Source organism: Pseudopedobacter saltans DSM 12145 (assembly GCF_000190735.1).
Taxonomy (GTDB): domain Bacteria; phylum Bacteroidota; class Bacteroidia; order Sphingobacteriales; family Sphingobacteriaceae; genus Pseudopedobacter; species Pseudopedobacter saltans.
The window spans coordinates 555,755-569,713 of the sequence record NC_015177.1 but is presented as its reverse complement, the minus strand read 5'-3'; the positions used below and the strand labels follow the sequence as shown (position 1 = coordinate 569,713).

Below are 13,959 nucleotides of genomic sequence, written 5' to 3'. Positions count from 1 at the left end.
AGACAATCACTTTTTGGACACCTCATATAAAAAAGTATTATGGTCTCCAGCGCGGATCTCCAGCCGTTGACTTCCCTGGAAACCCCATATCTTTAATCGTAAAATCCCCTGCTAAAGGATTGCTAAATAAATCTGTAGATGGTCTTGTATACGCTGTTATACTTGGAATTGCATTCCCCGAGTTTACGTAATCCGATGTCGAATAATTACCGGAAGTATTGATTATTGTAGAAGTTCCAACTCTTATACCTTTAGGAGAAGTGTTACCTGAGTTATTTTTTCCAATACTAAAAATGCAATTACTTATTGTTACACCATTGGTAACATTTATAGTATTATAATCTACTAAAATAGTATTTCCTGAAGGTGCTTTATAAAAAGTACAGGCATCGATTAAGATTGAACTTGAGCCATTTGTATTTTTACTGCTCTTTATTAAGAAATTACTTCTGGCAATAGTGCTATTTTTAATAATCATATTTTCTATTTTACATGAAGCATTATCAACATTTAAAACCCCATAGTCCCCTATGCTATCTATAATACTATTAGTGATTAAAAAATTGTTAATAGTTGTTGTTCCCCCCTGCAAACGAACAAATCCTCTAAACATCTCTGCTGTACAATTATCAAATTTGATTTTGTCAATCATGGCTCCGTTAGTTGTATTAAACACATATTTTGATGCCGGATCCGTTCCTTTTAGATGAACATTAACAAATGATATGGAATCTATCGTACTTCCGGCAGAAAAATTAAAATTACTAGCTAATAAAATTGTAGCTGGCTCATTAACTAATAAATCATCACCACTAATAATGGTTACTGTTTTTGCGAGATTAATCCCTGCATTTATGGTATATGTCAATCCTTTTTTAAGAATAACCATACTACCTGAAGGGATTTTCGTTAAGGTATCTTGTAAAACAGATGGTTTATCTAAAATGTCTCTTAAATCAATCACCTCTCCAGAGAAAGGAGCTTTCGTTGTATAATTGTTATAACCTCTTAAAGTCGTGTTGCTATATAGTTCTAAAAAATAAGTGGTGCCTGGTGTCAATCCTGACACTATTTTATATTCATTGGTTCTATCTTGCGCATTCAACACAATTGTTTTAAGTAAAGTTCGTTCGGGCTCTATATATACTTTTATTTCAGTAACCTCCGCTCCAGAATTAGTCCATTTCATTAAGGCCGATGTTTCAGTAACATCGTTAATTGTCGAAGGCTTAAGAATTGTAGGAAACTTAGGTGTTTTTATAGAGCCTAAAAATCCGAATTTGGAATTTCTTGCAGTATCTGCAGTATTTGCTCTAACTTGTAATTGATATAGTTGGTCCCATTTCAATTCCTCTACTAGAGCATGTGTCGAGTCAATATTAATAGAAACATCAATAGTTTTAAAAGTATCTCTACTTACTTCTAAAGTATAAGAAACAGCTTCTTTTATCGGCTGCCAGGCAACTTCTATATAGTTTGCAGTAGCTGTTAAGTCGCCTTTTATTACAGGTCTAAAAATCCGTGGCGCAGTACCGAGCTCGTCACTTTTTTTACAACTTACTATAAAAAAACACAATAATAAACCATAAACAATATGTATGTAATTTTTAAATACTTTAGCTTTCATAATACTTAATATCTTAGTATCCATAACCATTATTATTTAATACACCCCTACTACTACTTACTGTAGAAGCATGTAGTGGTAAAATATACCTCACTGGTAAAACACCCGAATCATCTTGGTAACCTCTCCAAGTTCTAAGATTGTAATCTGCAGGACCTGATGTAGTTGTATTGTATAATCCTTTTAACCAATTCATCCTGGTAAAGCCATTAGGATTATCTCCTTTTGAAGGTGAATCTTTTAATGGAGGAATACTGTTTGCTCTTTTAAATTTATTATAGAAAGTAACTGATTTATCCGAATTTAGTCTATAATACAGCACATCTGGTAAATCAGCGTATTGTCCTACACCTCCATTTGCATCAGCCCCCATCTGATTTAGTTTAGCGCGGGTTTCAGCAACTTTTTTACCGTATAAATTCCATCTGATTAAATCGTATTTCCTAATACATTCTCCCCCAAACTCCCATGCTCTTTCATCAACAATAGCTTTAAAAAAAGCATCTTTACTACCCGAAACACTGTTAATATAATTTTCTACTTTAGTTGTCCATAAACTGCTGTCAAAAGCTCTTTGCCTAACTCTCCTTAAAGCTTGTTTAGCATCTTCTGTAGGTCCATCACCCAATTCATTTGCACTTTCCGCTAACATCAACAGCACATCAGAATATCTCATAATTGGCCAGTTTATACCTGTGCCTTTTGCGGATTGAGAACCGGCAGGCTCTCCCATTAAAATTCTATTCCATTTTCCAGGAGCTATAGCTGTTACGGCTGTGGGTGTTTGTTGTAATTCCGAATTATAATAAATGATAGAACATGTTACATCTAATCTTTTATCTAACGTATCAAATGAGTGATAGTAAGTTGGAGTCATACCAAGATAATTAGAACCGGAACCATATGGATGAGAACCTGCATCTACCCTGATTCCATGACACCACCCCACATCACCAAAACCTTTCTGAAATGCCACTTCAAATAAAACATCATCATTATTAGCTACAATCCATTTACTCTCATTATCAAAAATCTGTCGGAAATTCGGATTTAGTGGTCTATCATAAGTTGATATTAATTTTTGACAATAGTCTCTGGCTATCTTATAATAATCCAAATAATCATCTTTTCTACGCATAGTCATATCCGGGTAAAGCCAGTAACCACCCCGCGTTAAAGCTAATCTGGCTATAAGCCCCATAACAAACTCTCTATTGACTCTTTCTATCCCATATGTAATTTGTGTAGAAGGCTTCATTTCTGGTTCAATAGAAATTAAGTCATTAATTAATTCTGTAAGAATCGTATCTCTACCAACTCTAGGCTGATAAAAGTCATCTCCCCCTCTGGTTGGTTTCATACTAAAAGGCACATCTCCCCAATGATTGATTAACCAATAATACCATAAAGCTCTTAATGCTTTCGCTTCTCCTAATAGTTGTTTCATTTCCGAATTAGAAGCTATTGCGGATTGTTGTATTCCTTCTACGCAAAGATTAGCCCTGTTAATGGCGCTATATGCATTATTCCATACTGTTCTTAAATCACCATTGGCATCTGTGGTTTCAAAAGACCAAATATCACGTCTGCTATTATCTGGTGCCGCACTTACTCCTCCAACTTCTATATCAGAATTGCCTGTAAAGTTGTTAGATAAACGTGAAGTAAAAGCGTCTTGATTAAACAGGGCATAAATACTGTAAACAGACTTACTTGCATCTGCCTCTGTCCCAAAGATATATTCCTGACTGAATGTTGAAGGAGAGTCTGTCTCTAAAAAATCTTTACATGAAGACGTCGTTACTACCATTAGCGACGCCATTCCTAATATTTTAGCTATTTTCATGAATCTTCTAATTAAAAGTTAACATTTAAACCGAATGTGAACGTCCTGCTTTTAGGATATGCGGAATAATCAACGCCCGGGGTTAAGGCTTGATAACTACCACTACGTGTAGCTGTTACTTCCGGATCGTAACCTCTATAATTTGTAATTATAAAAGCATTATAAATTGTCCCGTAAACTCTTAGAGATGATATTCCGACTTTTTTGGTGATATTTTTCGGTAATGTATAGCCCAATGTAGCATAAGTCATTCTTAGGAATGAACCATCTTCTACAGCATCATCTGAAAAAACTGGAGATGCACTGCCCATAGAAAATGGAGACCATATAGTAGCATTTTCATTTAAAGCCGCTAAATCTTCTAAAGACGTAACCAGTTCACCATTGGGATTAATGTATTTATATCTGTTATCATAGTTTACTGTATTTAACATGTTTCCAAATGTCGAACGGTAATACATATTAAACTGAATACGGCCTGTGTTGTAAATCTGATTTCCATAAACCCAATTGAAATAGGTTGAAATGTCGAATGACTTAAATGTTGCATTTAAACCAAAACCACCTGTATGTTTTGGAATTGCGCTACCTATTATTTTTCTGTCTTTATCTGCGGTTACCGATCCATCGCCATCCAAATCTTTCAATTTCATGGTTCCCGGTCTAATACCGATGATTCCACCTAAAAGGCTTCCAGAGTTTGCTACACCAGGTTTTAACACATATGTTCTGGTTGTTGGGTTATAAGACTCAAAATCATCTGTAGTATAATAGCCATCGCTAACATAGCCATACATCAGCCCTATCGTTCTTCCTGTAATTAACCTATAGTCATCATCAGTTTTCAAATCTGTACCGGCCCAGTTCGATTTTACTGTCCTAATATCATTCCCGTCTAACTTATCTATTTTAGGTATGTTTCTACCAATATTAAATGTTCCGGAAAGTGTAAAGTCTTTTTTATGGATAATAGTCCCATTTAAGGTTAGTTCTAAACCTCGATTAGATGTTTGCCCAATATTAATTTGCTGAGATGTAAAACCTGTTTGTGGAGGTATCTCATTTTCTACAATTAAGTCTTTAGTTGTATTTTTGTAGATATCTAAAGTACCGGTTAATCTATTTTTAAAGAATCCGAAATCGAAACCAAGATTTCTGGAAATCGTAGTTTCCCATTTTAAATTTGGATTTGGCAAGAAACTGTTTACAATATTGTAATAAACCTGGTTATTACCTCCTGCCCCGTAAGGTCTGTTTGCTGTAGGCTTAAACAGAAATCTCCAGGAATCATTAGGAATTCTATTATTTCCAGCTTCGCCATAACTCACCCGTAATTTTAAATCAGAGAAAACGTTCAAATCTTTAAGAAAATCTTCGTCAGAAGCTCTCCACGCAAAAGATGCTGCCGGAAAATACCCCCATCTATTTTCCGGGGCGAATTTACTTGTCCCATCTGCTCTTAAAGTGCCATAGAAAATATATTTATTATTAAATGTATAATTTATCCTTCCAAAGAAAGACAATAAATCTTCCCCTCTACTTTCCAAAGTTTCTAACCTTTCCGATGTACCCAGAGCCATATTTGCGAAGAGTTTTTCAGGACCTAAGGTCTCATCAAAATACTTTGCCCTGTTAAATGTGCTAGACCCAGAAGTTGTATTTAATTCCTGCCCGGCTAATACTCCTAATTTGTGTAATTTGTTATCTAAAATTCGATAGTTAATAGTATTTACCCACCTGTAAGTATTACTGGTTCCGGATGTTAATTCTCCTAATGGTAAATTATTACCTACATTTTTAGATTCTCCGGTTAGAGGTCCCCAATATCTTTTGCTAGATGCATTTCTTAACGTGGCTGCTAATTCGGTTCTTAAGTCTAACCTTTTTATCGGAGAATAGTTTAATGCACTATTTAAACTAAAATCTCTATTTACTCTTTGCCTGTAATCTTGCGCTGTTAAATCCGTAGGTTTTACCAGACCTCTAATAAATTCCTCATAGTCATCATCTCCAACGGAAATAGCATTGGGATCAATTACAATATTGTCAGCAATTCCATTAATTGGTCTTGTTTGCACTCCGTCTGAAACTCGAACACTCGACCCTCCGGAAGTACCGGCTCCGTCAATAACACTATTAGAATATCTTGCAGCTAAGTTTAACTTTAATTTCTTAGATATCTCATGATCCATTTTGTAATTAAAATAAAAACGTTCTACTCCTGAACTAGGCATTAGCCCTTCGTCTTTATTATATGTGGTATTGAAACTAAATTTAGTTTTTTCGGCACCACCCGTTAAGCTTAAATTATGTTGTTGAGATACTACAGGCCTGCCAAATAATTCTTCTTGCCAATCTGTTCCTTTTTGATATTTATAAAGCTCTAAATCTTCGTAAACTCCAAAATACTTGATAAATCTTTTCATATCATCAGAAGTGGCTCCTCTTAGTAATGCGTATTCATACTGGGCTAAGGTGAACTCATAAGGAGATAACACATCTAATTTTCTTGGAAAATGTTTTGCTTGAGAATAGCCGTTATAAGAAATACTTGTTTTACCTGCTTTTGGAGATTTAGTTGTTACAATAACAACCCCATTTGCCCCTCTTGCGCCATAAATAGCAGTAGATGAAGCGTCTTTTAACACATCTATAGATTCTATATCTGTAGTGGCTATATTGTTAATATTGTCAACAATAAAACCATCAACAATATATAAAGGAGAGTTATCTTGCGTTATAGAACCGCCCCCTCTGACTCTAATAACGACATCTGCTCCCGGAGCACCATCTAAAGTGGTCACTTGAACACCAGCAATCCGCCCTGTCAAAGCTTCGGCTATATTTGTTACTGGCGTTTTTTCGATTTCAGTTCCCTTAACTGAACCTACCGCTCCAGCCAAATCTTTTCTTTGTACAGTCCCATATCCTATAACAACAACTTCATTAAGAGAGGACACGTCTTCCCTCAAAGCAATAGTTATCGGACCGTCGCCTTTGAAGTTTACACTTTTAGTTGCATAGCCTAAATAACTAATCTCTAATACAATATTAGAAGGTTCGTTAGAAGGACTAAATTTAAATTCTCCATTTCCATTTGTTTGGGTAATTAAAGAAGTTCCTTTAATTTTTACAGAAACACCAGCTAAAATTTCTCCGGTGTGCTCATCTACAACTTTTCCTGAAATTATTTTAGATTGCGCAAAACCTAGAATAACGGATAATTGAATAAACAATAAAAAAAATAAGGATTTTTTCATCATATTGGTTAGTTTAATTAGTTTGTTGCGATTAAAATCACAATTAATACATTTCTCGCTATCTCTTTCGAATTAATTCCAACTTGAAAATCCCACTGGATTTGACAGTTGTCTTACTCCCAAAACATCTTATAGAATTGAGTAGTAATAGTTTAAAATTGGATTGTTACTTTTTACGTCATTTTAAATTGGTTTATTGAATTATAGTTTGGTTAGTCTTCTTACTTATTCCTAATGATAAACCATAATTGTTTATCAATGCAATCGATTGACTTGCAAAAATCGTTCTTTCAAAGAACTGTATAAATGACTTAAACAAGGTTCAATAACTGATATTAAAGGTTTGTTTTCTGATAAAAAAAGGGGATCTGATTAATTCAAACTCTGTTTATTAACTTTATCTGTAATCATCAGGTATTCAATTTATTCCCTGCCCCCAGTCCTTAGTTTATCAAAACAAAGAGAATAAACCTCATCACAGTTTAAAGATTAAACGATACAGATGCTTCGCTGCAGGGTCGAAGAAAAGACCCAAACATTTTAATGATAACTGAAACGGTATCAGAGATTTTATAACACCGGGATGTTGTATTGGGCAGTACCAAAATACACTTTAGAAGGCAATAAGGCTGTTGGGTATCAAAGGTATATCTATATACACCTATTAATGATTTCCTGCAAATTTCTCACTACACTTTTTCACATATTCTTTAGGTGTTAGAGCATACTTTGCCTTAAAACAGGTACTAAAATATTTTGGGTTATTAAAGCCCACAGCATAAGCTACAGTAGATATATTACTATGTCCCTCATCGAACATAGATTTCGCTTTTTCCAATCGGGTGTCTCTTAAAAAGTCTACAGGTGCGGTATTTGTTAAAGCCTTAAATTTCTTAAAGAAACCGGATCGGCTCATGCCTACTAAATCGGCAACAGCATCTATATTAAAATCGGCATCATTAATATGCTCATTAACGATTCTTACCGTATCTTCTAAAAATTTTTTATCAAGCTCTGTTATAATAGGATTTTCTTTGAGGTCCTCTATTCCACTACTTTGTTTTCCCTCTGCCACTACATGCTGAAAGAACTTTTGTCGCTGTATCAGAATATTATTCACTGCGCTAAAGAGCAACCGTATATTCAGCGGTTTAGGTAAGTAGTAATCGGCCCCGTATTTTAAACTCTGGATGTGGTAATCTACTGTATGCCGGGCGGTTAACAATATAACCGGTATGTGGCTGGTTAACGAATTATTTTTCAGTTTATTCAGCATTTGTATCCCGTCCATTTTAGGCATCATAATATCAGACAGTATCAAATCTGGTAATAAAGAAATCGCCTTCTGTAAACCTTCTTCTCCATTTTCTGCCACTTCTATGTTGTAAAAGTCTTCAAACTTATTATTCAGGAAACTACGTAAATCAATATTATCTTCAACAATAAGTATCCTCTTTCGATCCTGCACTTCTATAATAGATTCATCAGAAATCAGTCCGATATCGGTAATTTCCTGAACATAGGATATTTCTGTAGTAAAAGGTTGCGCGGAATCTTCGTTTAATAAATAAGGAAGCTCAAGTACTACCTTCAGCCCTTTTCCGTTACTGTTTTCGGCATAGATTTTTCCGTTATGAAGTTCTGCCAGTTCCTTAGATAGTGCTAAACCAATTCCGGTACCTTTTACATTGGCAGAAATGGAACCTTCATAATAAAGTTGAAAAATTTTATCTAATTCATTATCGTTTACGCCAGGCCCCTCATCGGTAACAGAGACCTTCAGTACTTTTGATTCCTTATCTACACTTACAACAAGATCAATTTCGCCGCCCTGCGGGGAAAACTTTATAGCGTTGGCCAGTATATTATAAATAATAGTTTCAGTCTTATCAGAGTCAATATCTATAAACAATTCTTTAAATTCCGATTGTAAAACTATCTTTATTTGCCTTCCAGACAGATAATTATCAAAATACCCACATATATTCCGAATGAACAAAATCAGGTCTGTCCGTTGTAATTTTAAATTGGCCTTTCCACTGCTCACCTTCCGCAAGTCCAATACCTGATTAACCAGACGTACCATTCTTTTCGAATTGTCGTAAATAACTTTAGCGTATCCCTTTCCTTTTGCCGAAAGTTTTTCTCTTGCCAGAATTTCCTCTATAGGATTAACTATCAAGGTTAAAGGTGTCCGCAATTCGTGAGAAATTTGCGTAAAGAAATTTAATTTCATTTCGGCCAGTCTTTTCTCTACGGCTATCCCTTGTTTTAAAGAAAGAATAGTTGCAATGGTTCTTTTAACAAACCCCAAAATGATGCATAACAATACAGCGTAGATTAAATAGGCCCACCATGTTTTCCAAAACGGCGGCAGAACTTCTATTTGTAAAGAACGGTAAGATACCCCGCTAAACAAATCTATGTTCTGACTTCTTACCTGAAAAGTATAGCTGCCTGGAGGCAGATTGGTATAGGTGACCTTACTTTGCCCTTCTGTGTTTCTCCATACATCATCGTAACCAACCAAACGGTAAACAAAATTATGTCTGCTTGCAGAAACCGATTCCAGCATGGCAAATTCAACAGCTACGATATTCTGGTTATGCCTAAGTTTTATTTTAGAAACATAGTTTATATCGGTTTGTAATGGAGATTGTACATCATCCGGATCTGTGTCTTCGCTATTAATCTGAAAATTGGTAAACACCAGATTCCCTTTTTCACGTTTTTCATTCAGGTCATTGGCATGGAAATATAAATATCCCAGAATATTACCAAAAACAACTTTGCCATCCTTTAGCTTTGCCACAGAACCTTCAGAGAATATGGTTTCATGCAAACCATCATAGTAGCTATAATTCTGTACTTTTCCATTAGACAAAGAAAACTTAGAAATACCGTTCCGGGTAGATATCCAAAGATTTCGCGCTGCATCTTCGGTACAAGCCAATAAAAAGTCGCTTGCAAATCCCTGTTTTTTCGAATAATTTTTAAACCAGAGTGTATCCAACGGATTATCTCCTACAGCCAAGTTTAAACCTCCGGAGGAAGTAAGCACCCACATTTGATTTTCCGAATCCCGATAAACAAATTGAATATCATTCCCTCCCAGACTTTTTATGTTTCCGGGTTCTTTCTTATATATTTTAAATTTTCCACCTTTGGTGTTATCCTCAGGATCAAATAAAATCAGCCCTTCTGATGTAGCAATCCAAATGTTCCCCTTAATATCCGTATTTAAATACCTTAATTTCCCATAACTATCAATCGGATAATTTGCTAATTTGTCACGATCAGCCGAAACCTGATATTTTCCGTCTTTCTGTGTTATTAAAACCAGGCCTCCCCCAAAAGTCGCTACCCAAATTCGTCCTTTCTTATCCTGCAGAATACTGTAAATCTCGCTTCTATGCAAATTTATATCCTGTTCGGTATTTAAAAAATGTTGTAAAATATAAAAGTTTCCGCTGTTTCGTTCCTCCACTAAATAAACTCCGCCTCCCCGAGTCCCTATCCAAAACAAACCATCTTTATCCTCATAGACAGAATAAACTCCGCCCCCGGGTTTAAAGTCTCTTCCCAATGGATCTTCTAAAGTCCCCCCCTTATCATTCAGCAAAATCCTTCCAGACTTTGTACCAATCCACAGCCTTCCTTTACGATCAGCCAATAAACCTCTAACCTCATTCTCTGCTTTACTTATGTGGTCACTTTTTATATAATTCTGGTTGAATAGATTTCCTTGCATGGTAACTCTATCCAAGCCTCCATTATCTGTGGTAATCCAAAGTGCTCCGCTTGGATCGTAGAACGTACCTAAAATAATCCGGGAAAAGTTTCTGTTTAATCCTTCAATATTAAGCGCGAATTCTACCAGTTGATCTTTCTCCTCGTCATAAACAGATAATTTATAGCCTCTTATACTCGCCCATAATGTCTTATTGATATCCTGAAAAAAGGTACAGTTTCTTACCCAGGGTTTAAAATTATATGCCATTGCTGGATATAATCCGACCAACCTGTTCGTAGGCTGATCCAAACGGATAACCCCATAACGGTCAGACTCCAGCCATATACCATTATTTTTATCTTCATAAATACAAAACAACGCTTCGCCACCACTTGTACGTTGTACAAGTCTGCTGACACCATTATTGTCTATAGAAACCAATTCGCCCCTGGATGTAGTACAAAGAAGTTGGCTTCTGTCTTTTTTTAGCTTGATATCATAAATTTTTCCGTTGGTAATTATTCTATCTGTCTTTTTTCTTAATAAGGTATCCAACCGAATTATCCGGTTATTCTCATAAGAAGCCCATACTCCACCATTATAGTCAGATGTAATCAACCGGATTGGGTTATTGGAGTTAACTACATATTGACTTATTGTGTATTTACATTCCTGATTTTGCTTAATTAGAAAGAGCCCACGTTCATTTGAAATCCAAGCGTGACCATTATCATCCAGATAGAAAAAGTATGTCTTTTCAGAACTATCATTTAGAGCATTCAATTCATTGAAAACCGGTAAATTTCCAGCGGCATCATCTATAACAATAACATTTCCTTTTGTTGATTTCAGCCAGACTTTCCCCCTCGAGACGGAGAGTATCCTTGTAAACTGATACTTTTTAAACGGCTCGTTTTTTATTAAATCATGAAGCGAAGTAAAAACATGTTTACGCTTATCAAAACGATAAATTTTATTATCATAAGCTCTTACCCAAAGAAAGGAGGATGTTTTATCTTCAACTATTTCATCTATACGATTACTTTTAAGACTGGAGAAATCACCAGGATTCGATTTAAACGCAACAAATCGGCTTCCATCAAAGCGGTTAATCCCGGCCCAAGTCCCGAACCACACAAACCCTTCCCTGTCTTTAATAATTGTAGTAACACGGTTATCCGATAAACCGTCTGCAGAGGAATAATGATTGACGCTTGTAACCCCGGCTCCTAAAGCATTGATTGAAATTGTCAGACAAAGTGCACTTAACAAGACAGATAACGCATATCGATTGCTCATAGCTATTTCAAAGAGTATAGCATTCAACTTCAAATAGTATGAATCTGTCTTTAGGTGCAGCATAATTACAATTGGCTTGTCTTGTCAAAAGTATAAATTATCCTCCACAATCAAACAACCGGTTGCATAATCCTATAATAAAATGCTAAAATCTGACAAAACAAGAAATTCTAGTGTCCTAAATGATCAAGACCCGATGACTGGACGATCACCATAATTATGGACTATTAACTATCAACCTAAGGCACCTCTTCGGGAACTAACTGACTAATGAGCGTCCAGACGATATTTCACTCCTAAACTAAACCACCTACCTGGCATTGGAACCGCAGCTGCTTCTATGTAAGTCTTATCGAAGATATTTTGAAAATCCAGATAGTAATCAAATTGTTTTTGATTGAAATTCACACGTAAATCAGTCAAAAAGTAATCTTTATAAGAAATACGTTCCTGATAACGTTCTGCAAGCAAAGCAGACCAATTGCGATATTGCCATCCCAATTTGGCTACCAATTGATGTCTAAGACTTTCTATCTTATATTTTGAAAATTGTGTGGAAGGCTGATCTTTAAATTCCGGAGATAAGTAAGTATAACCTACGTTTAGGTTCCAGTTATACACAGCATTCTTGGTTAACAAATATTGTGTTTGAAAGTTGAAACCAGTGGTACGAATAGAACCTGTATTATTTGCCAGCCATGGATTAGTGATAACATCTTTAGTCCAATCTATAAAATCATCTATATTTCTATAAAAAACTATTGCTTTTGCAGATAAGCGATTGGCATCATATTTAAAACCACCTTCAATCTGATATGCTTTTTCAGAAATCAAATCTGCATTACCAAGGTTTCCTGGCTGTTGAAGATACAAATCTGTGTAAGAAGGAATGCGCTGACTTGTTCCGCTGTTAAATACAAATCTGAAACCTGGCTTTAGCAAATAACTAAAGTCTAAACCTGGAAACACCTGCCAGCCGTAAACAGAATTATAATTTACATAAGCACCAACATTTAGATTAACACGCTCGATTTTATCTGTTCTAAACTCTGTATAAAGTCCGTAGTTCTCACGCTCGTGTTTACCTATACTGGTAGAATTAATCTGCTCATAACGCGTTTCCACTCCAAATCCAAATTCACCAAAATCCATTCTGTAATCGCCATTAATTTCCACTGTTACAGCATTTGAATGATGCCTGCTTCTGGCTTTAGAAAGATCGTACCTGTAATAACGATAGTCATCAAAATTATATCTATAACCAACTTGTGGGCTTAATGTAAAGCGACCATTAATTAAATGCTTAGACTTTACAGAGGCCAGTGTCGTACTCACAACTTCTTTAGATTCTTTGTCGCCGGGTGCTGCATAAAAACCATTAGCACCAAAAGAGCTTCTCACAAAACCGGCCAAAACATCAATTTTATTCTGTTCATCGGGTTTAATCTGTCCCTGATAGAAAATCCTGTTATTGTGATAAGCTGTATTGTAACGGTATCCGGTACCAGATTCATGAGAGGTATACAACTGATGTGTATGTTTTTCTTTTGCTATACTTCCACCTAGCTGAACGCCACGCCCGTTGTACAAATCCCCATTTCCTTCCTCGTCTTTCTTGAAATTACTTCCAGCAAATACATTCGCAAATAATGCGGTAGACTCGGGATTTTTAGTAACAATATTAATAGCTCCTGTTAAACTGTTTACACCATAAACTCTGGCCGCAGGCCCTCTTAAAATCTCAATGCGTTCAATGGCCTCCGTGGGAATAGGCAAATTCAATGTATTATGCGCCGTTTGTTGATCGGTAATTTTTATGCCATTCAATAAAATTAATGTTTGTTCAAAACTTCCGCCATCCAAACTGATATCAGCCTGAGTTCCAAACGGCCCCCTTTGTCGTATATCCACACCAGACACATAGCCTAATATCTCATTTACCGACTTAGCCGGCAATTTCTGTATTTCCTGAGCGGTAATAACGTCAACATTTCTATTCTGTTCAGACAATTGAATTTGTAACCTGTTTCCCTGTATCAACACCTCGTTTAGAGATTGAACATTAGTTTGTGCAAAAACGGCTGAATTGAAAAAAGCACTAATTAACAGTGCTCCATACAAGTTGGATTTTTTCATGTCGCAAAAGTACAAGATAAATCATTTCAACAAAGTAATTCTGATTATGATCTATCAA

General features: G+C 35.7%; 5 protein-coding genes. All 5 read right to left on the bottom strand.

The window, feature by feature from the left end:
- Window positions 1-37 precede the first annotated feature (37 nt).
- Entirely contained in the window at window positions 38-1,651 is a 1,614-nt protein-coding gene (locus PEDSA_RS02330) for a DUF5123 domain-containing protein (RefSeq protein ID WP_013631545.1), read from the bottom strand.
- Window positions 1,641-3,473: a RagB/SusD family nutrient uptake outer membrane protein gene (locus PEDSA_RS02325; RefSeq protein ID WP_013631544.1), complete on the bottom strand. Its 1,833-nt coding sequence runs from the start codon at window positions 3,471-3,473 to the stop codon at window positions 1,641-1,643. The genes PEDSA_RS02330 and PEDSA_RS02325 overlap by 11 nt, the downstream gene beginning before the upstream one ends.
- An 11-nt stretch (window positions 3,474-3,484) precedes the next feature.
- Window positions 3,485-6,736 (bottom strand): SusC/RagA family TonB-linked outer membrane protein, encoded by a 3,252-nt coding sequence (locus PEDSA_RS02320; protein ID WP_013631543.1) that lies wholly within the window; start codon window positions 6,734-6,736, stop codon window positions 3,485-3,487.
- Window positions 6,737-7,397: 661 nt separating this feature from the next.
- Window positions 7,398-11,765, bottom strand: a complete 4,368-nt coding sequence (locus PEDSA_RS02315) for a hybrid sensor histidine kinase/response regulator transcription factor (RefSeq protein WP_041536939.1) — start codon at window positions 11,763-11,765, stop codon at window positions 7,398-7,400.
- Between the two features lie 267 nt (window positions 11,766-12,032).
- Entirely contained in the window at window positions 12,033-13,901 is a 1,869-nt protein-coding gene (locus tag PEDSA_RS02310; RefSeq protein WP_013631541.1) for a TonB-dependent receptor plug domain-containing protein, read from the bottom strand.
- Between the last annotated feature and the right edge of the window lie 58 nt (window positions 13,902-13,959).